Origin of the sequence: Enterobacter roggenkampii (assembly GCF_001729805.1) — a bacterium.
Lineage (GTDB): Bacteria > Pseudomonadota > Gammaproteobacteria > Enterobacterales > Enterobacteriaceae > Enterobacter > Enterobacter roggenkampii.
The window spans coordinates 2,409,173-2,429,526 of the sequence record NZ_CP017184.1 but is presented as its reverse complement, the minus strand read 5'-3'; the positions used below and the strand labels follow the sequence as shown (position 1 = coordinate 2,429,526).

At 58.2% G+C, this 20,354-nt stretch carries 18 protein-coding genes; 11 read left to right on the top strand and 7 right to left on the bottom strand.

All coding sequences use genetic code 11. From position 1 onward, the window contains the following. Nucleotides 1–7 precede the first annotated feature (7 nt). The 6 genes from BFV67_RS11375 (at nucleotide 8) to BFV67_RS11350 (ending at nucleotide 4,701) form a co-directional block, all read left to right on the top strand. Nucleotides 8–934 (top strand): amino acid ABC transporter permease, encoded by a 927-nt coding sequence (locus BFV67_RS11375; RefSeq protein WP_023327573.1) that lies wholly within the window; start codon nucleotides 8–10, stop codon nucleotides 932–934. Continuing rightward, the gene (locus BFV67_RS11370) at nucleotides 918–1,691 is read left to right on the top strand and encodes an amino acid ABC transporter ATP-binding protein (RefSeq protein ID WP_008501763.1); all 774 of its coding nucleotides are present in this window, start codon (nucleotides 918–920) and stop codon (nucleotides 1,689–1,691) included. The genes BFV67_RS11375 and BFV67_RS11370 overlap by 17 nt, the downstream gene beginning before the upstream one ends. A gap of 9 nt (nucleotides 1,692–1,700) precedes the next feature. Continuing rightward, the gene (locus BFV67_RS11365; protein WP_069598355.1) at nucleotides 1,701–2,588 is read left to right on the top strand and encodes a transporter substrate-binding domain-containing protein; all 888 of its coding nucleotides are present in this window, start codon (nucleotides 1,701–1,703) and stop codon (nucleotides 2,586–2,588) included. Nucleotides 2,589–2,629: 41 nt separating this feature from the next. Next, entirely contained in the window at nucleotides 2,630–3,247 is a 618-nt protein-coding gene (locus tag BFV67_RS11360; protein ID WP_069598354.1) for a glutathione S-transferase family protein, read from the top strand. A gap of 37 nt (nucleotides 3,248–3,284) precedes the next feature. Next, a complete protein-coding gene (gene pptA, locus BFV67_RS11355) occupies nucleotides 3,285–3,515 on the top strand; it encodes a tautomerase PptA (protein WP_008501760.1) in 231 nt (76 codons plus the stop codon). A gap of 184 nt (nucleotides 3,516–3,699) precedes the next feature. Further along, nucleotides 3,700–4,701 carry a Kdo(2)-lipid IV(A) acyltransferase gene (locus tag BFV67_RS11350; protein ID WP_023344227.1) on the top strand — a complete coding sequence of 334 codons (1,002 nt, stop codon included), beginning with the start codon at nucleotides 3,700–3,702 and terminating at the stop codon, nucleotides 4,699–4,701. Between the two features lie 44 nt (nucleotides 4,702–4,745). Here the strand turns inward: BFV67_RS11350 and BFV67_RS11345 are convergent, their stop codons facing one another. Further along, complete coding sequence (locus BFV67_RS11345) at nucleotides 4,746–6,431, bottom strand: NAD-dependent malic enzyme (RefSeq protein WP_069598353.1); 1,686 nt, start codon at nucleotides 6,429–6,431, stop codon at nucleotides 4,746–4,748. Between the two features lie 415 nt (nucleotides 6,432–6,846). Between BFV67_RS11345 and BFV67_RS11340 the strand changes: the two genes are divergently transcribed. Beyond that, entirely contained in the window at nucleotides 6,847–8,178 is a 1,332-nt protein-coding gene (locus BFV67_RS11340; protein WP_023344225.1) for a 2-hydroxycarboxylate transporter family protein, read from the top strand. 121 nt (nucleotides 8,179–8,299) lie between these two features. After that, the gene (locus BFV67_RS11335; RefSeq protein ID WP_069598352.1) at nucleotides 8,300–8,941 is read left to right on the top strand and encodes an ECs1377 family protein; all 642 of its coding nucleotides are present in this window, start codon (nucleotides 8,300–8,302) and stop codon (nucleotides 8,939–8,941) included. Here BFV67_RS11335 and BFV67_RS11330 read toward each other — a convergent pair. Next, on the bottom strand, nucleotides 8,934–9,233 hold the full coding sequence (locus BFV67_RS11330; protein ID WP_008501755.1) for an ArsR/SmtB family transcription factor: 300 nt from the start codon (nucleotides 9,231–9,233) through the stop codon (nucleotides 8,934–8,936). The two genes, BFV67_RS11335 and BFV67_RS11330, sit on opposite strands and share 8 nt — an antisense overlap. Nucleotides 9,234–9,393: 160 nt before the next feature. On the opposite strand from BFV67_RS11330, the gene fusA reads away from it, so the two are divergent. After that, on the top strand, nucleotides 9,394–11,493 hold the full coding sequence (gene fusA, locus BFV67_RS11325; protein WP_069598351.1) for an elongation factor G: 2,100 nt from the start codon (nucleotides 9,394–9,396) through the stop codon (nucleotides 11,491–11,493). Between the two features lie 35 nt (nucleotides 11,494–11,528). Here the strand turns inward: fusA and BFV67_RS11320 are convergent, their stop codons facing one another. Next, nucleotides 11,529–12,101: a flavin reductase family protein gene (locus tag BFV67_RS11320; RefSeq protein WP_008501752.1), complete on the bottom strand. Its 573-nt coding sequence runs from the start codon at nucleotides 12,099–12,101 to the stop codon at nucleotides 11,529–11,531. A gap of 108 nt (nucleotides 12,102–12,209) precedes the next feature. On the opposite strand from BFV67_RS11320, the gene nhoA reads away from it, so the two are divergent. Then, on the top strand, nucleotides 12,210–13,055 hold the full coding sequence (nhoA, locus tag BFV67_RS11315) for an N-hydroxyarylamine O-acetyltransferase (protein ID WP_069598350.1): 846 nt from the start codon (nucleotides 12,210–12,212) through the stop codon (nucleotides 13,053–13,055). Between the two features lie 94 nt (nucleotides 13,056–13,149). Then, entirely contained in the window at nucleotides 13,150–13,599 is a 450-nt protein-coding gene (locus BFV67_RS11310; RefSeq protein ID WP_069598349.1) for a hypothetical protein, read from the top strand. An 86-nt stretch (nucleotides 13,600–13,685) separates the two neighbouring features. On the opposite strand, the gene narI is transcribed toward BFV67_RS11310, so the two are convergent. Genes narI through BFV67_RS11290 form a run of 4 tightly spaced genes read right to left on the bottom strand, consistent with a single transcriptional unit; the run spans nucleotide 13,686 to nucleotide 20,339 of the window. After that, nucleotides 13,686–14,366 (bottom strand): respiratory nitrate reductase subunit gamma, encoded by a 681-nt coding sequence (gene narI / locus BFV67_RS11305; protein ID WP_023292322.1) that lies wholly within the window; start codon nucleotides 14,364–14,366, stop codon nucleotides 13,686–13,688. Further along, nucleotides 14,363–15,058, bottom strand: coding sequence for a nitrate reductase molybdenum cofactor assembly chaperone (narW, locus tag BFV67_RS11300; protein ID WP_045333854.1), 696 nt, complete (start codon nucleotides 15,056–15,058; stop codon nucleotides 14,363–14,365). Before narW ends, narI begins: the two co-directional genes overlap by 4 nt. Then, on the bottom strand, nucleotides 15,058–16,602 hold the full coding sequence (narH, locus tag BFV67_RS11295; protein WP_008501747.1) for a nitrate reductase subunit beta: 1,545 nt from the start codon (nucleotides 16,600–16,602) through the stop codon (nucleotides 15,058–15,060). Before narH ends, narW begins: the two co-directional genes overlap by 1 nt. Continuing rightward, complete coding sequence (locus BFV67_RS11290) at nucleotides 16,599–20,339, bottom strand: nitrate reductase subunit alpha (protein WP_069598348.1); 3,741 nt, start codon at nucleotides 20,337–20,339, stop codon at nucleotides 16,599–16,601. Before BFV67_RS11290 ends, narH begins: the two co-directional genes overlap by 4 nt. Nucleotides 20,340–20,354 lie beyond the last annotated feature (15 nt).

The window sequence follows — 20,354 nt, the reverse complement described above, 5'->3', positions numbered from 1 at the left end:
AACGACGATGAGCAACGTTGAAACCATTAAGGTGGTCCCGGCGCGTTATCCGCTGCGGGCCGTCGGCGCCGCGGTGGCGCTGTTTGTCCTGGCGGTCGTGATTCAGTCAGTCGCCTTTAACCCGCGCTGGGAGTGGGCGGTGTTCGCCCGCTGGTTCTTCGACCCGGTGATCCTCGAAGGCGTCGGGCAGACCCTGCTGCTGACGCTGATCGGCACCGCGCTGAGCGTGGTGTTTGGCGGCATGCTGGCGCTGGCGAGACTCTCGTCATCCTGGCTGCTGAGCAGCCTGGCGTGGGCGTACATCTGGCTGTTTCGGTCGCTGCCGCTGATCGTCGTGCTGATCATCCTGTACAACTTTTCCTATCTCTACGACACGCTCTCGCTCGGCGTGCCGTTCACCGGCATCACCTGGGGCAGCTTTGAAACCATCAACGTGCTGGGGCAATTTTCTACCGCCGTGGTGGGGCTAACGCTGGTGCAGAGCGCCTATACCGCCGAGATCATTCGCGGTGGTTTCCTCGGGGTCGATCACGGGCAGTATGAGGCCGCCGCCGCGCTCGGTCTGCCGGCCTGGCGCCGCACGGTGCGCATCATTTTGCCTCAGGCGCTGCGCACCATTCTGCCGTCGGGATTCAATGAAATCATCAGCCTCGCCAAGGGCACGGCGATGGTGTACGTCCTGGCGATGCCGGAGCTGTTTTATACCATCCAGATGATCTACAACCGCACGCAGGAGGTGATCCCGCTGCTGATGGTTGGTGCCGCCTGGTACCTGGCGATCACCACCGTCCTGTCCGCTATCCAGTACGGTGTTGAACGCGCACTCGCCCGCAGCGAACGCCGCTCTGCGGTTAATCAGAACCGTGCCGCCCGTCGCACCCGTTCCGTCACCACCACGCCAGCACAGGAGCCTATCCATGCAAGCCTCTCCTGAAGGACATATCTCAATCACCGGCGTCAGCAAGTATTTTGGTCGCCATAAGGCGCTCGACAACGTGTCGCTTGAGATCCCGCCGGGATCCGTGACGGTCATTCTTGGGCCCTCAGGCTCGGGCAAATCGACGCTGTTGCGCACCATAAACCACCTGGAGCGCGTCGACGAAGGTTTTATTCAGATCGACGGGGACTACATTGGCTACCGCCGTCAGGGCGACAAGCTCTACGAGCTTAAGGAGAAAGAGATCCTCAAACAGCGCGTCAACGTGGGCTATGTGTTCCAGAACTTTAATCTCTTTCCCCATCTCACGGTGCTGGAAAACCTGATTGAGGCGCCCATCGCGCATAAAAAGCTCAGCAAAAAAGAGGCGGTGGAAAGCGCGTACAGCCTGCTGGACGTGGTCGGGCTGCGGGATAAAGCCGACGCCTGGTCCCGCCATCTCTCCGGCGGCCAGCAGCAGCGCATTGCCATTGCCCGCGCGCTGGCGTTACGTCCCCGCGTGATGCTGTTTGATGAACCCACCTCGGCGCTGGATCCGGAGCTGGTAGGGGAAGTGCTGGACGTGATCAAAAAACTGGCCCGGTCCGGCACTACCCTGGTGGTGGTCACCCACGAGATCGGCTTTGCCCGTGAAGTGGCGGATCAGGTGGTGTTTATGGTCGACGGAAAAATCGTCGAGCAGGGCAGCAGTGACGAGGTATTAAACCGTCCGTCACATGCGCGAACGCGCCAGTTCCTCTCCAAAGTCTTGTAAGGAGTGCCAATGAAATATGGACTTCTGGCGGGGCTGGTCTTCACGACGGCGAGCCACGCCAGCATCGATCTGAAAGCCAACGAGCAGCCGCTGCCGGTGACGGTGGATCGGCAGGCCGTGGCGAAGATCCCCGCCGGGTATAAATTCGTTGAGCCAGGTACGCTGACGGTCGCCGTCTCGATGCTGAACTCCCCGCCGCTGGCGCTGCTGGCCAGCGATAACCGCACGCGGATCGGCAGCGACCCGGATATTGCCCGCCTGCTGGCGGGCAGCCTGGGGCTGAAGCTAAAGCTGGTGCCGACGGCGTGGGAAGACTGGCCGCTGGGGATCGCTTCCGGGCGCTACGACGTGGCGCTGGTGAACATTGCGGTGACCGAACAGCGTAAAGATAAGTTTGATTTTGCGACCTACCGCGTCGATTCGCTGGCGTTTTCGGTGAAATCCACCAGCGAGATTCAGTCAATCAAAAGCGCGGAAGATCTGGCCGGGAAAAGGGTGATTGTCGGCTCGGGTACCAATCAGGAGAGCATCCTGCTGGGCTGGAACGAAGAAAATAAAAAGGCGGGGCGGGCGCCTGCGCTGCCGGTCTATCTTCACGACGATGCCTCGGGCAATCTCTATATCCAGTCCGGCAGGGCGGATGTGTTCTTTGGCCCTCAGTCGGTTTCAGCTTACAAAGCGGCGCTCACCGGCAAAACCCGCGTGGTCGGTTTAGGGCCGAAGAAAGCTTATGTCGCCACCACGACCAAAAAAGGCAATCAACTGGTTTATGCCCTGCAGGCCGCGCTGAACGGTGCGATTGAGCGCGGAGAGTACCAGAAGGTGCTGGCGCGCTGGGGCGAGCAGGGCGAAGCGGTGACGCAATCGGAGGTCAACCCGCCTGGGATAACCTACTAATGGTGCTCTACACTTAGGATTTTCACTCCTGAGGGGGCAACATGATTAAACTTTATGGCGTACCCGGCTGGGGCTCGGCAATCAGTGAGGTGATGCTGACCCTGGCTGATATCCCTTATCAATTCATCAACGTGGACGGGTTTGACCAGCCCGGTCCGCAGCGTGAATTGCTGCACAAGCTCAATCCGCTGTGTCAGGTGCCGACGCTGGAGCTGGAAAATGGCGCCATCATGACCGAAACGGCGGCGATTGCCCTGATGGTGCTCGACCGGTGTCCCGATCTCGCCCCGCCCGTGGGGCAGGCTGAACGTCAGCAGTTTCAGCGTTTGCTCATTTGGTTCGTAGCCAACGTCTATCCCACGTTTACCTATGCAGACTATCCCGAACGCTGGGTGCCGGATGCGCCGGAACAGCTGCAGAAAAACTGCATCGAATACCGGAAATCCCTCTATTTGTGGTTCGAAAGCCAGCTTAAGGCTGCCCCGTTTGCGCTGGGGGAACGGCTGACGCTGCTGGATGTGTATATTGCGGTGGCGCGCACCTGGGGGCCGCGTCACGACTGGTTTGCCGGGAACACCCCTAAATTCACGGTGATTGCGGACGCCGTATGCCAGCGACCGGAACTGCACAAGGTGTTAAAGGCAAACAAAATTATCTGATAACGTGGAACCCACATTCACAACCGGAAGCCTGCACATGCCACACGTAGATATTAAATGTTTTCCCCGTGATTTAAACGACGAACAGAAAGCTGCCCTGGCGGCAGATATTGCCGACGTGATTATTCGCCATTTCAACAGCAAAGACAGTTCCGTGTCGGTGGCGCTGAAGCAGATCGCGCCTGAAGACTGGAAGGCGCAGGTCTGGGATACCGAAATTGGACCGAAGCTGGAGGAGCTTATTAAGAAGCCCGGGTATTCGATGTAAGATCTTCTGCCGGGGAGCGGATAAATCCTTCCCGGCTCGACTTCCCGTTTTTCGCAAAAATCGATAAAAATGCGTTTTGTCTTATCCGCTACAATTAACGTTTCTGACTGGCATATTATTCATCCTTAGGAAAGATCTCCAATAGAATCAATTAAGGACAGACACGTTAAAGGATAATTTTCTGATGACAAAATTACCCCGTTTTTCATTCGCCTTTCTTCATCCCCGTTACTGGCTAAGCTGGGCCGGCATTGCGGCTCTGTGGCTCATCATGCTGCTCCCTTATCCGCTTCTGTTCAGAATCGGTCATGGCCTGGGTCGACTGGCGATGCGCTTACTGCCTCGCCGCGTCGAGATTGCCCGTCGCAACCTGGAGCTTTGTTTCCCGGAGATGAAAAAGGATGAACGCGAGTCATTGCTGCAGCGTAATTTTGAATCGGTAGGAATGGGGGTGATTGAAACCGGGATGGCATGGTTCTGGCCTGCGTGGCGGGTAAAGAAATGCTTTACCGTGCAGGGTTATGAGCATATGGAAAAGGCGAGGGCGCAGGGAAAAGGCGTGGTGCTGGTAGGGATACATTTTCTGACCCTTGAGCTGGGCGCGCGGATATTTGGCATGCTTAACCCCGGTATCGGGGTCTATCGTCCTAATAACAATGCTCTGCTGGACTGGCTTCAGACGCGAGGGCGCCTGCGCGCCAACAAAACCATGCTCGATCGCCATGATTTAAAGGGCATGATCCGCGCGCTGAAGCAGAATGAAATTTTGTGGTACGCCCCGGATCACGACTATGGCAAAACCAACAGCGTGTTTGTGCCGTTCTTTGCGGTGCCGGATGCCGCGACGACGGCGGGCAGCTATATGCTGGTCAAAAGCGCTAACCCTGCCGTTATCCCCTTTGTGCCGCGCCGCAGGGCGGATGGCACCGGTTACGAGCTGATTATTCTGGAGGATATCAGCGAGGCGCTGCAGGGCGGCGATAAAGAAGCCGTGGCGACGCAGATGAACAGGGCAATTGAGCAGGCCGTACGCATGGCCCCAGAGCAGTATATGTGGCTGCACCGTCGCTTCAAAACCCGTCCTGAAGGAGTACCTGACCGGTATGCCCGTCTGAAACAGGCGGCAACTCGGGGTGAAAGTCTCACCGCCAGCGATTTTTCTGACCGCTCAGGCATACAGCACTGACACCACAGCGATGCCCTCACCCTGCGGTGAGGGCATGACCGGCGCTACAGCGCGGATCGGCGGTACGGTGCATAGTCCGCCTGCCACCAGGTTTTCTCGATACGCGCCATCAGGGTTTCATCATCTAACGCTGGCGCCACGCCTTGTTCAATGGCGGCCCGGGCGACGGCAACGGCAATCTGGCGTGAGACCGTTTCAATCTGATCTACCGGCGGCAGTAATCCTCCTCTTTCCGTGGTCACGAGCGGAGACTGCGCGGCCAGGCTGCGGCTTGCTGCCATCAGCATCTCTTCCGTCACCCGGCGAGCGTTACAGGCCAGCACGCCAAGCCCAAGGCCCGGGAAGATATAGGCGTTGTTGCACTGGGCAATCTCATAGTGCGCATTCTCCCAGAATACCGGGGCGAACGGGCTGCCGGTGGCCACCAGCGCGGCTCCCTGGGTCCAGGCGATGAGATCCTGCGGCTGGGCCTCCGCCCGCGACGTCGGGTTCGAGAGCGGCATGATAATCGGGCGCGGGCAGTGGCGATGCATCTCTTTGACGATCTCTTCGCTGAACAGCCCCGGCTGACCTGAAACGCCGATCATCACCGTTGGATGTGCGTTCTTCACCACGTCCAGCAGGGAAATATTCTTCGCGTCTACCTGCCAGCGGCTTACGGCGTCGCGCGCGGTAAGCAGGTTTTTCTGGAAATCGAGCAGGTTGGTCATGTCGTCGGTCAGCAGGCCGAAGCGATCGACCATAAAGATCCGGCTGCGGGCTTCCGACTCGCTCAGGCCGTCATCGACCATCAGCGCCACAATTTTTTCAGCAATCCCGCATCCGGCAGAGCCGCTGCCCAGGAACACCACGCGCTGGTCGCGAATGCGCGTCCCCGCCGCGTGCGCCGCCGCGATCAGCGTCCCGGCGGTGACGGCTGCCGTGCCCTGGATATCATCATTGAAGCAGCACAGCTGGTCGCGGTAGCGCTGCAGAAGTCGGGTGGCGTTTTTCTGCGCAAAGTCTTCAAACTGCAGGAGAACGTTGGGCCAGCGCGCCTTAACCGTGCTGATAAACATATCCATAAATTCAGCGTATTGGTCGTCGCTGATGCGCGGGTGACGCCAGCCCATGTACATCGGGTCGTCGAGGTGTTGCTGATTATTGGTGCCGACATCCAGCATAATCGGCAGGGTGGAGGCCGGATGGATCCCTCCGCAGGCGGTATACAGCGACAGCTTACCAATCGGTATGCCCATACCGCCGATACCCTGGTCGCCGAGGCCTAAAATGCGTTCTCCGTCCGTTACCACAATCACCCGAACGTCGTTGCGCGAGAAACTTTGCAGCATCTCATCAATGCGGTGGCGGTTAGGCCATGAAATAAACAAGCCGCGCGCGCGGCGATAAATCGTGGAGAAATGCTCGCAGGCTTCACCCACCGTCGGGGTATAGATAATCGGTAACGTCTCTTTCAGATGCGAACGCAAGAGGTTGTAAAAGAGAGTTTCATTGGTGTCCTGAATATTGCGCAAATAAACATGGCGGGAAATGTCGCTTTTAAAATGGCAGAACTGCACCCAGGCACGCTCCGTTTGCTCCTCAATGGTTTCAACGTTATGCGGCAATAATCCATGCAGATTAAAATTATCCCGTTCTTCCTTAATAAAGGCGAGGCCTTTATTTAATAACGGATTTTCCAGCAGTACGGCGCCATTATAAGGCGTGTACAGAACGTCTTTACGAGACATGGTTAACTCCTGAATATTTAAACGAAACAGAAATAAGACGAGCAGAAACAGTGACTTTAAAGATGATAAAGACACGGAGTTTTCTGTGTTTTGTTGGGGAGCTAATTTAGCGCTTAGCTAACGGAGCAGGAGTGATAAGGGTCACATTATTTCTGGTTTTATTAATTTCAAAAGAATTGCATTGAATGTCATGAATAACTTTAGTTACATAATAATGAATTAAATTATTTAAAAGGAAAGGGCTGTTGTGTTCACATTTCTCTTCGAAAGCCCATGTTAATTTCACGCTGAGCCTGTTTTAGAGAAAAGGCCACCAAAGTCATTATTTTCTATTTAAGAACATTTATTCGAATCAGGAATAGTTTTCCGCTTATTCCTTACTCTGTATATCCGAACACAAATTTCAGGTGATTATATGAAAGATAATCCTGTACCGACTTCCGCGCTGTCGACCTCGCGTTTTGCTTTTGGGCTGAACACGACCGAGGTGGGCGCGGTTCCGCTGATGCTGTTCGTCGGGATTGCCGCGATTGTGGCGACGTCCGCCTGGGCAGGGCTGCTGCCGAAAAATATGATTGGCGGACTGGCGGTCATCATGACCCTTGGCTTTGCGTTTGCCAAAGTGGGCCGGCAAATCCCCGTGCTGAAGGACATCGGCGGCCCGGCGATCCTGTGTCTGATGGTGCCTTCCGTGCTGGTCTATTTTGGCGCATTCGGGAAACAAACCCTTGATACGGTGCATCTGCTGATGAAGGAGGCGAATCTGCTCTATTTCGTCATCGCCTGCCTGGTGGTCGGCAGCATTCTGGGGATGAACCGGGTGCTGCTGATCCAGGGCATGATGCGCATGTTTGTTCCGCTGGTGGCGGGGACACTGATGGCCGTGCTGAGCGGGCTTATTGTGGGAACGCTGTTTGGGTATACGCCTTACCACACCTTCTTCTTTATCATTGTCCCTATCATTGGCGGCGGAATTGGCGAGGGGATTTTGCCCCTTTCTCTGGCCTATTCGGCAATCCTGGGGCAGACGCCGGACGTCTACGTGGCGCAGCTGGCTCCCGCTGCGGTCGTCGGAAATATCTTCGCCATTATTTGCGCCGGCTCGCTGGCGCGTCTCGGGACGAAACGTCCTTCGCTTTCGGGAAACGGCATGCTCACGCGGAGTAAAGACGACGCCAGCCTGTTCGCCGGGGCGCCTGGCGCTCAGCAGACGGATTTTCATCTGATGGGCGGCGGATTGCTGATGGTGTGCGCGTTTTTCATCGTCGGAGGCTTGTTTGAAAAACTGGTCCATATTCCCGGCCCGGTGCTGATGATCCTGATTGCCGTCCTGTGTAAATACTTCAGGGTGATCCCAGCCTCAATGGAGCAGGGGGCGCACAGCTGCTATAAATTCGTTTCGGCTGCGCTGGTCTGGCCGCTGATGATCGGCCTCGGGATGCTATACGTGCCGCTTGAAAGCGTGGTGTCGGTCTTCTCGGTGGGCTATGTAGTGGTATGCGGATCGGTGGTGATTGCGATGGCGCTGAGCGGCTACGTGATTGCGTCGCGTCTGAATATGTATCCCGTGGAAGCGGCGATTGTGACCTGCTGCCACAGTGGGCTGGGCGGTACGGGAGATGTGGCCATTCTATCCGCCTCCAACCGCATGTCGCTTATGCCGTTCGCGCAGATCGCGACGCGTATTGGCGGTGCCTCAACGGTGATTTTCGCCACGCTGTTGATGGGCTGGATTATGGCGCACTGATTCGAATCGGCAGGATACTGAATCGCAACGACATTTACAGCGTATCGCTGCGGTTCAGTCCTTTATAAAACTCACCGCGCTGTATAGAATTACCGCAGCCACAGCGACGGGATACCACACGATGACCGGAAGAGTTGATTATCAGATTGAAAAATATCTCCTGACCGAAGCTGCCGAACCGGAGCGCCTGACGCGCCAGTGGGCAGAGGTTCTGGAGGAGTGTCGTGAGCAAAAGGCCGGTGCAGAGGAGCGGCTGCGCCTCGCGTTGCTTAATGTGGATTACGTCACCAGCTTCGAGCTGCCCTTCAGGCTGCTTCTCACCCGTGCGCCCCAGTTGATTGATGCCGTCAGGAAAGAGCTTCAGCTCAGTCAGAAAAATGTTCTGTTTAACGGCAAGCGCTTTGGCTGCGTCTACAGCCTTAAACGGGATCTGGACGGCATACCTGACGAGTTTACCTATCACCTGAAGACGCGGATCCAGCGCAGTGACGCCACGGGCGCGACGGAAGCGTCTTACCGGCAAATTGCCCAGCAGGTGAAAGCGCCAAAGGAACGCCTCAAACTGACGCTGGACAACGGGCTGTCTGTAACCGCGCTTGACGGGCTTTTCTGGTTTGGCATTCAGCGCATCGCGGCTGATGTACAACGGTTACGCAAAACAGGGATGCGGATAGTAACGTCCAACGCCGAGGTGTTCGATACGCTTACCAAAACAACCCGGCAGGTCCCGGTCTATCGCCTGGAAGGGACTCAAATTACTTAACCTGCAGCAGGATCGCCATCAGCCCCGGAAAACGGGTATCCAGATCGTCTCGTCGCAATGAAATCATGTTTTCGCGTCCCTGCGGACGCTGCCAGATGACCCCGCTGTCGCGCAATACGCGCCAGTGATGGGTCATCGTGGACTTCACCACGTCCTCCGGGCGCAGCGCGTTACAGCTCAGTTCGCTGCCGTCGGCGAGCCGGCGAATAATCGATAGCCGGAGCGGGTTGCCGAGGGCAAAGAGCACATTTTCCAGCAGTATTTGTTCAGTTTCAGGGTGGTTAGGGATCATCGTTTTCCTGCGTATGGCGTCAGATTGAGCTATATCAACAATAGGTCAACCCTTAAAAAATAGTTCGATAATACTCGTACAATAGGACTATTATAGCAAACGAACGAATGCACGACCATCCTGGTCGTCACAAACACGTCATACTGACTAAGGAAATATCATGCCCCGACCCATCCCTCTCGAACGTTATCGCAACATCGGTATCTCCGCGCATATCGATGCCGGTAAAACCACCACCACCGAGCGCATCCTGTTTTATACCGGGATGAGCCACAAGCTGGGTGAAGTACACGATGGCGCGGCAACCACTGACTGGATGGCGCAGGAGCAAGAGCGCGGGATCACCATTACCTCCGCGGCGGTTAGCTGCTTCTGGCCAGGCATGGACAGAGGCTATGAGCCGCACCGGATTAACATCATCGACACCCCGGGGCACGTGGACTTCACCATTGAGGTGGAGCGTTCCATGCGCGTACTCGACGGTGCCGTGATGGTGTATGACTCCGTGGGCGGCGTGCAGCCGCAGTCGGAAACCGTCTGGCGTCAGGCCAATAAATATCACGTTCCGCGTCTGGCCTTCGTCAACAAAATGGACCGTCCGGGTGCCGATTTCTTCCGCGTCGTGCGGATGATGCAGGAACGCCTGAAGGCCAATCCGGTGCCGATTGTCATCCCGGTGGGGGCCGAAGATCACTTCACCGGCGTGGTGGATCTCATCAAGATGCGCACCATTCTGTGGGACGATGCGACGCAGGGCATGGTGTTTACCTATGCCCCCGTGCCGGACGATTTGGTCAGTACCGCCCAGGAATGGCGGGAAAAAATGGTCTCTGCGGCGGCGGAAGCCAGCGATGAACTGATGGACAAATACCTGGAAACCGGCGACCTGACGGAAGCGGAAATTATCAAAGGGCTACGTATTCGCACCATTGCCGGGGAAATCCAGCCGATGCTGTGCGGCAGCGCGTTCAAAAACAAAGGTGTACAGCGCATGCTCGATGCGGTGATTGAGCTGATGCCGTCGCCGCTGGACGTGCCGGCCATTGATGGCGTGGATGAAAAAGGGCAGCACGCAGAGCGTCACCCGAGCGATGATGAGCCGTTCTCGGCGCTGGCGTTCAAGCTGATGAGCGACCCGTACGTCGGGCAGCTGACCTTTATCCGCGTCTACTCTGGCGTGCTGCGTAAAGGCGACGCGGTGTATAACCCGGTGAAAGGGAAGAAAGAGCGCATCGGGCGAATCGTACTGATGCATGCCAACGATCGCCACGAGGTGGACGAACTGCGCGCCGGGGATATCGCGGCCTGCGTGGGGCTGAAAGACGTAACCACCGGCGACACGCTCACCGATCCGAACGCCGTCATTACGCTTGAGCGCATGGAGTTCCCGGACCCGGTGATCTCGCTGGCGATTGAGCCGAAAACCAAAGGCGATCAGGAGAAAATGGGCATCGCGCTGCAGCGTCTGGCGGCGGAAGATCCGTCTTTCCGCCTGCACACTGACGAAGAGTCCGGTCAGACCATTATCTCCGGGATGGGTGAGCTACACCTCGAGATTATCGTCGACCGCATGAAGCGTGAGTTTGGCGTCGAGGCAAATATCGGTCGTCCGCAGGTGACCTACCGTGAAACCCTGCGTAAAACGGTGAAGGACATCGAAGGCAAATTTGTCCGACAGTCCGGCGGTAAAGGGCAGTACGGCCATGTGGTCCTGAGTCTGGAGCCGCTGGAGCCTGGAAGTGGTTTTAAATTTGAAGATGCCACCAAGGGCGGCGTGGTGCCGCGCGAGTTTATTCCGTCCGTTGAGAAAGGGCTGCGGGAAGCGATGAACAGCGGCGTGCTGGCGGGCTATCCGGTCGTCGATGTTAAAGCGACGCTGACGTTTGGCTCGTATCACGACGTCGACTCCTCGGAGATGGCGTTCCGCATGGCGGCGATCCTCGGCTTTAAAGAGGGCGCCCGCAGGGCGGATCCGGCGATCCTTGAGCCGATCATGCACGTGGAGGTGGAGACACCGGAAGAGTACGCCGGTAACATCATGGGCGATCTCTCTTCCCGCCGCGGCATGGTGCAGGGGATGGCAGAGCAGTACGGAAGCCAGATTATTCGCGCTGACGTGCCGCTGGCGGAGATGTTTGGTTATGCCACGACATTGCGCTCAATGTCCCAGGGACGCGCGACGTATACGATGGAGTTCCATCATTTTGCGGAAGCCCCGCGGAATGTTGCGGATGAGATTATTGCACGGCGTGCGAAGTAGTACGGTCACCCTCTCCCAATAGGGGGAGGGTTTTCTCAATCCAGCGCCTTCACCATCTTCCCGCTCGCCACAAACGTCCCGGCTCCAAGATGATGCAGGGTATTGAGCTTATCCCCGTCAAACTGCCAGCGTCCGGCAATAAAGGCCCGCTCATCCGCTGCCGCTGAAACCACTTCACCAAACAGCGTGTCGTATTTCTCTGCCGCGGAGGTCACGGGTAATAACCGGCATTCCATCCACGCCAGGCATTTCTCTTCAATGACCGGCAGGCCGAGCTCCGGGCCATTCACGACCGGGATCCCGTAACAGTTGAATTTGTCCTCGTCGCGCCCGCTGACGCTGCCCACCGCGTAAGTCCAGTTGGCCGCCGCCACGCCGGGAATGACGATGCCAAATTTCCCGCTGCGTTCGATCAGCTCGCGTGACCAGGTACTTTTATCCACGACTATCGCGATGCGCGGCGGTTCAAACTCAACGGGCATGGACCATGCGGCGGCCATAACGTTACGTCTGTCGAGCGTTTCATCACGACTGGTAATCAGTACGGTAGGACCGTGGTTGAGCAGACGGCTGGCATGACGTAATTCAACAGGGCGAAAGTGGCTCATAGGATCTCCTCATCTGTAACGATGAGTATGACGAAAAAGCACGTAAATCAAAGTGAGCGCGTAGAATTAGTTTATAAACACAGCATCACTATCAAAGGAAACTGATATATGTCCCCCTTTCTGACCGCCTATTTCGCCCGCATCGGCTGGAAGCAACCGGCTTCTGCTGATATAGACACCCTGCGCGCACTGCATTTACATCACAACTGCGCGATCCCGTTTGAGAATATCGATGTCGTCCTGCCGCGCGAAATTCATCTCGAAGACCAGTGTCTGGTCGACAAATTGCTGATTGCCCGCCGTGGGGGATACTGCTTTGAGCAAAACGGCCTGTTTGAGCGGGTATTGCGTGACGTCGGGTTTACCGTGCGCAGCGTATTGGGGCGCGTGGTATTAGCGAGCCCGCCGCAAATGCCGCCGCGCACGCACCGCCTGCTGCTGGTGGAGCTTAACGGTGAGCGCTGGATTGCGGACGTGGGGTTTGGCGGCCAGACGCTGACGGCGCCGATTCGTTTACTCGCTAACGAGGAGCAGGAAACGCCGCACGGTCTGTATCGTCTGCTGAGCGAGGGCAACGACTGGGTGCTGCAGTTCCGCCACCACGAGCACTGGCAGTCGATGTACCACTTTGACCTGACGACGCAGTATTTCAGCGATTACGTGATGGGGAATTTCTGGTCGGCGCACTGGCCGCAGTCGCATTTCCGCCATCATCTGCTGATGTGCCGCCATCTGCCGGACGGCGGCAAGCTGACGCTGACCAACTTCAACTTTACCCACTGGCAGAACGGTCATGTGGAGGAGCAGATCCATCTTTCCGATGCGGCAGCGCTTTACCAGCTGATGCAGGAGCGGTTTGGCCTGGGCGTTGATGACCCGAAGCACGGCTTTACGCTGGCCGAGCTGACGGCGGTGATGGCGGGGTTTGATACGCATCCGCAGGCCGGGAAATAGCCCGGTGGCGGCTACGCCTTACCGGGCCTACGGGTGACCGAACACAGGCCGCCACCCGGCAGGTTAGTTTAAACATCGTCAAAGGCATGCTGATATGGAAATCTTGTTGCGGAATAAATTCAGTTCAGTGGGAATGTTACTCGGGGTTATTGCACTGCTTCTCTCTTTAGTGCAGTTCACCTTTGGTCCTTTTTCGACAAAATCGACGACCCTTGAAATTGTTGTGGCTGAAAAGGTTTCGGCGGTAAAAAAAGGGATCATTGCTGGCATAAAGGGAGAAAAGCCGACCGTTGAGGCAAAAAAGAAAGCGGTCGATATCGACAGCATTCTTATCAATAGCGGAATAATTTTATCCGTTGTGGCATTAGGGCTTGCCTTCACGGCTGGGATGCGCAAAGAGAACAGATGGGGGGTGAGTGGTGCACTGTTTTTTTCCGGGGCCACGCTCGCTTTTCATGCGGCGTTACTGGCTTTTGGTCTGATTGTCACAGTGTTGCTGCTGCTGTTGGTTATTTCAGTCGTCAGCGGAAGTACTTTGTTCTGACATTGCGGCCCGGTGGCGTCTACACCTGACCGAGCCTACGTGCGTGTGAACGTAGGTCGGGTAAGGCGTAGCCGCCACCCGACAAATCAACGGCGCGATCTCACCACCTGATACCGCCGCGTAAAGTACTCAAACGGCGCGCTCCACACGTGCACCAGGCGGGTGAAGGGGAAGATGAGGAAGATCGTCATCCCCAACACCAGATGCACGCGGAAGATCGGCGCCACGCCGCTCAGCATTTCTGATGAACCGCCCTTAAACGTCACGATCCCCTGCGCCCAGCCCACCAGCTTCATCATCTCGCTTCCGTCAGGATATTGCGCGGAGAAAGGAATGGTCGATAGCCCCAGAATGCACTGTATCAGCAGGATACTCATAATGATGATATCCGGCGTGGTGGAGGTGGCACGCACCCGCTGGTTGAACAAGCGGCGAATCAGCAGCATCGACCCGCCGATCAGCGTCAGCACGCCGCAAATTCCGCCCGCAATCATGGCCAACTGCTGCTTAACCGCGACGGGTAAAAACCAGGCGTACATCCAGTGCGGGGTTAACATGCCGAACAGGTGCCCGAAGAAAATCCCCAGGATCCCGATATGAAACAGGTTAGAACCCCAGTTCATCCCGCGCTTGCTGAGCATCTGGCTTGACGAGGCGCGCCAGGTGTACTGTCCGTAGTCGTAGCGCAACCAGCTGCCGAGGAAAAACACGGTGGCGCAGATGTACGGATAAATGTCATAGAAAAACACGTTCAGGTAGTGTGTCATTTTGGGCCTCCGGCGCTGACGTCCACGTACTGCGGCGCGACGTCCTGGCTAAAGCGTCGTTGATATTGCTGCATCGGCGAGCTGTCGCACGATGTGGCGTTGTCTTCGATAAACTTCACCTGTTCCTCTTCCCACACGGCGTCCAGCGCCTGACGGGTATCATCCCGTTTTTCACCGGACACCTGTTTCGCCACGCTGTCGCTGGAAAGCCGCGTTCCCGCCAGCGCCAGCAGAGCGTCAAACAGCTGATAGTGCGCCACGCCGCGCTGCTTCAGGCGGCCGCCGATCAGTGCCAGGATCGGTGCGACGTTTTGCAGCCCGTCACGCGCTTCGTCATCGGATACGATGCTCAGGTATTCCAGGTAGAGCGGCAGGTAGTCCGGCAGCTCGCGGCAGTCCAGCTCAAGACCCGCTTTCTCATACTGGCTCATCAGGTCGACCATCGCCTGGCCGCGATCGCGGGACTCGGCGTGAACGTGCTCGAACAGCAGCAGGGATGTTGCGCGACCGCGCTCAAACACCTCACACCATTCGGCCTGTTTATCCAGCAGCGGGGCGCTCAGGTGCTGGCTGGCAAACGGCAGCAGCATGGGCGCGTCCTGCGCAATTAACGAAAGCGCTTCATCACGGTTTTCCCACAGGGTCTCATCGGGATACTCGATCAGCAGCGCGATGATTTTCAGGATCTGCATTACTCTCCCTCCCCGTGTTCGCGCACCTCGGTGATGTTGATCGCGTCGATGCGGCTGCTGTTGAAGAGGTTGAATTTCGTATCGGAGCCGTGGCAGCCGTCGCCGAAGGTGAAGCCGCAGCCGTTTTTCTCCGGGAAGGCGTCGCGCGCCATTTCGCGGTGGCTGGTCGGGATCACGAAGCGGTCTTCGTAGTTGGCAATCGCCAGATAGCGGTACATCTCTTCAACCTGCGCTTCGGTCAGGCCGACCTCTTCAATGGCGCGGGTATCGGTCACGCCTTCCACGGTCTGGGAACGCTTGTAGTGACGCATTGCCATCATGCGCTTCAGGGCGCGCAGCACCGGGCCGGTGTCGCCCGCGCTGAGCATGTTCGCCAGATACTGCACCGGAATGCGCAGGCTTTCGACTGCGGGAAGAACGCCGTCGCTCTGCGGCAGGCCGCCGGCGTCCGCGTAGGACTGAATCGGCGACAGCGGCGGCACGTACCAGACCATCGGCAGGGTGCGGTATTCCGGGTGCAGCGGCAGAGCCAGCTTCCAGTCCATCGCCATTTTGTAGACCGGGGAACGCTGGGCGGCGTCAATCACGTTCTGCGGAATACCCTGCTTCAGCGCTTCCTCAATCACCGCCGGATCGTTCGGGTTGAGGAACACGTCGCACTGGCGCTCGTACAGATCGGTTTCATGCTCGGTGCTGGCCGCCTCTTCAATACGGTCCGCGTCGTACAGCAGCACGCCGAGGTAGCGGATGCGCCCGACGCAGGTTTCCGAGCAGACGGTCGGCTGGCCGGACTCAATGCGCGGGTAGCAGAAGATGCATTTTTCAGACTTGCCGCTCTTCCAGTTGAAGTAGATTTTCTTGTACGGACAGCCGCTGATGCACAGGCGCCAGCCGCGGCATTTGTCCTGGTCGATCAGCACAATGCCGTCCTCTTCGCGCTTGTAGATCGCGCCGCTCGGGCAGGTGGCGACACAGCTCGGGTTGAGACAATGCTCGCACAGGCGCGGCAGGTACATCATGAAGGTGTTTTCGAACTGGCCGTACATCTCTTTCTGGATCTTCTGGAAGTTGCGGTCGCGGGCGCGTTTTTCGAACTCGCCCCCCAGCAGCTCCTCCCAGTTGGGGCCCCAGACGATTTTGTCCATCCGCTTGCCGTCAATCAGCGAGCGCGGGCGGGCGGTAGGGAGGTGATCCCCCTCCGGGGCGCGGTGCAGATCCTGATAGTCAAAGGTGAAGGGTTCGTAATAATCGTCAATCTGCGGCAGGACGGGGTTGGCGAAAATCTTCGACAGCACGCCCATTTTGCCGCCGAGGCGTGGGGTCAGCTTGCCGTGAATGCCCCGGATCCAGCCGCCTTGCCACTCCTCCTGATCCTCCCAGTTTTTCGGGTAGCCGATCCCCGGTTTGGTCTCCACGTTGTTGAACCACGCATATTCCATCCCTTCACGCCCGGTCCAGACGTTCTTGCAGGTGACCGAGCAGGTGTGGCAGCCGATGCATTTATCGAGATTCAGAACCATGCCAACCTGTGAGCGTATTTTCATTTTTTCGCCTCCTGGACCTGATCCCGACCTTCGCCGTCCAGCCAGTTAATGTTTTTCATTTTGCGGATCATGATGAACTCGTCGCGGTTGGAGCCGACGGTGCCGTAGTAGTTGAAGCTGTACGCCAGCTGGGCGTAGCCGCCGATCATGTGCGTCGGTTTCGGGCAGACGCGGGTGACAGAGTTGTGGATCCCGCCGCGCCGTCCGGTCACCTCTGAGCCCGGAATGTTCAGGATGCGCTCCTGAGCGTGGTACATCATGGTCATGCCCGGCGGCACGCGCTGGCTGACCACCGCGCGGGCGGTGAGGGCGCCGTTGGCGTTGAAGGCCTCGATCCAGTCGTTGTCCTCAATGCCCAGCTCGCGGGCGTCGGTTTCGCTGATCCAGACAATCGGCCCGCCGCGCGAGAGGGTCTGCATCAGCAGGTTTTCGCTGTAGGTGGAGTGAATGCCCCATTTCTGGTGCGGCGTCAGGAAGTTGAGCGCTTTTTCCGGGAAGCCGTTCGGCGGGATCTCGCGCATATGGGTGACGCTGCGGGTGTCAATCGGTGGACGATAGGCCACCAGACTTTCGCCGAACGCGCGCATCCAGGGATGATCCTGATACAGCTGCTGGCGGCCGGAAAGGGTACGCCACGGGATCAGCTCGTGAACGTTGGTATAGCCCGCGTTATAGGAGACGTGCTCGCTCTCCAGGCCGGACCAGGTCGGGCTGGAGATGATTTTACGCGGCTGCGCCTGGATATCGCGGAAGCGGATCTTCTCGTCTTCCTTGTTCAGCGCCAGATGGGTGTGATCGCGCCCGGTCAGCTCGCCGAGCGCTTCCCAGGCCTTCACCGCCACCTGGCCGTTGGTTTCCGGCGCAAGGGCGAGGATCACCTCTGAAGCGTCAATGGCAGTTTCAATGCGCGGGCGGCCTTTCGCCGGGCCGTCGAGCTTGACGTAGTTGAGCTTGCCGAGGAAATCGACCTCGCTCTGCGTGTTCCACGATATGCCTTTCCCGCCGTTGCCGAGCTTATCCATCAGCGGGCCGAGGGCGGTGAAGCGTTCGTAAGTTTCCGGGTAGTTCCGCTCGACGACCGCGATGTTCGGCGCCGTTTTACCGGGGATCAGATCGCATTCCCCTTTGCGCCAGTCCTGAATGTCAAACGGCTGCGACAGCTCCGCGGGGGAGTCGTGCTGTAGCGGCTGTAACACCACGTCGGTTTCGGTGCCGAGATGCCCGACGCAGACCTCGGAGAATACTCTGGCAATGCCCTTGTAGATCTCCCAGTCGCTGCGGGACTCCCACGCCGGGTCGACGGCGGCCGAGAGCGGGTGAATAAATGGATGCATGTCCGAGGTATTCATATCGTCTTTTTCATACCAGGTGGCGGTCGGCAGGACGATATCCGAGAACAGGCAGGTGCTGGACATGCGGAAGTCGAGCGTGACCAGCAGGTCGAGCTTGCCCTCAATGGCGGCGGTCTGCCACTCCACTTCCTCAGGCTTCACGTCGTCGGTTGAGCCTAAATCCTCGCCCTGAATCCCGCTCTCGGTGCCGAGCAGGTATTTCAGCATGTACTCGTGGCCTTTCCCGGACGAGCCGAGCAGGTTAGAGCGCCAGACGAACAGGTTGCGCGGATGGTTCTTGCCGTTGTCCGGCTGCTCGCAGGCGAAGCGGATATCGCCCGATTTTAACGCCTGAACGGTGTACGCCTGCGGCGTCATGCCCGCCGCGTCCGCGCGGGCTTTGATGTGCAGCGGGTTGAGGTTGAGCTGCGGCGCCGACGGCAGCCAGCCCATACGCTCGGCGCGGACGTTAAAATCAATCAGGTGGCCGGTGAACCTCGAGGCGTCCGCCAGCGGAGAGAGCAGCTCCTGCGCGGTCAGCTTCTCGTAGCGCCACTGGCTGGCGTGGTTGTAGAAGAAGGAGGTGCTGTTCATCTGGCGCGGCGGACGGTTCCAGTCCAGCGCGAAGGCCAGCGGCAGCCAGCCGGTTTGCGGGCGCAGCTTCTCCTGGCCGACATAGTGCGACCAGCCGCCGCCGCTCTGCCCGACGCAGCCGCAGAAGACCAGCATGTTGATCATCCCGCGGTAGTTCATGTCCATGTGGTACCAGTGGTTCACCCCTGCACCGAGAATGATCATCGACCGGCCGTGGGTTTTGTGCGCCGTGTCGGCAAACTCGCGGGCGATTTTTTCAATCAGCCGGGCGGGCACGCCGGTGATCTGCTCGCCCCAGGCGGGGGTATAGGCTTTGACCTGGTCATAGCTCTCTGCGGCGTTGCTGTCCTCCAGACCGCGATCGAGACCGTAGTTCGCCAGCACCAGATCGTAAACGCTGACTACCCGTTTCTCGCTGCCGTCGGCGAGGGGCAGGGTTTTGCTCGGCACGCGGCGCGTCAGCACCGGATCCTGCTTCACGCTGCGGAAATGCGGGTTCTCGTTGCCGCCAAAGTAGGGGAAGGCGACGTCCGCCACGCTGTCGTGGGTGATGAGCAGCGACAGCGTCAGTTCGGTGTCGTGGCCCGCAGCCTGTGGCTCCAGGTTCCATTTGCCTTTTTCTCCCCAGCGGAAGCCGATGGAGCCGTTTGGCACCACCAGGTTCCCGGCAATATCAAAGGCGACGGTCTTCCATTCCGGGTTATTGGCTTCCCCCAGCCCGTCAACCAGGTCCGAGGCGCGCAGCATACGTCCCGGCACCACGCGACCGTCTTCCTGCTCATCCAGCAGCACCAGCATCGGCATGTCGGTATAGCGGCGGCAGTAGTTGAGGAAGTAATCGCTTGGGTTATCGAGGTGGAACTCTTTGAGGATCACGTGGCCCATCGCCATGGCGAGGGCGCTGTCGGTGCCCTGTTTGGGGGCCAGCCACTGGTCGCTCAGCTTCGCCACCTCCGAGAAGTCCGGCGTGATGGCGACGGTTTTGGTGCCCTTGTAGCGCACCTCGGTGAAGAAATGGGCGTCCGGGGTTCGGGTCTGCGGCACGTTCGAGCCCCAGGCGATGATGTAGCTGGAGTTGTACCAGTCGGCGGACTCCGGCACGTCGGTCTGCTCGCCCCAGGTCATCGGCGACGCCGGCGGCAGGTCGCAGTACCAGTCGTAGAAGCTCAGGCAGGTACCGCCCAGCAGGGAAAGATAGCGCGTGCCGGCGGCGTAGGAGACCATCGACATCGCCGGAATAGGGGAAAAACCGGCCACGCGGTCCGGACCATAGTTTTTGATGGTCCAGACGTTGGCGGTGGCGATCAGCTGGTTCAGCTCTTTCCAGTTTGAGCGGATAAACCCGCCTTTACCCCGCGCCTTCCTGTAGCTTTGCGCCTTTTGCGGATCGCTCTGGATGGCGTCCCAGGCCAGCACCGGATCGGTATGCTGCGCCAGCGCCTCGCGCCACAGCTCAATCAGCCTGCGGCGCACCAGTGGGTATTTAAGACGGTTGGCGCTGTAGAGATACCACGAGTAGCTTGCGCCACGCGGGCAGCCGCGCGGTTCGTGGTTGGGCAGGTCAGGGCGGGTGCGTGGGTAATCTGTCTGCTGGGTTTCCCAGGTCACGAGGCCGTTTTTAACGTAAATCTTCCAGCTGCAGGAGCCGGTACAGTTCACGCCGTGGGTGGAGCGCACGATCTTGTCGAACTGCCAGCGCTGACGGTAGCCGTCCTCCCAGTCGCGGTTGGTGTTATATACCTGCCCGTGCCCGTTGGCGAAGCTGTCCCCCTTTGTTTTGAAATAACGAAAGCGATCCAACAGTTTGCTCATGACATTTCTCCTGCT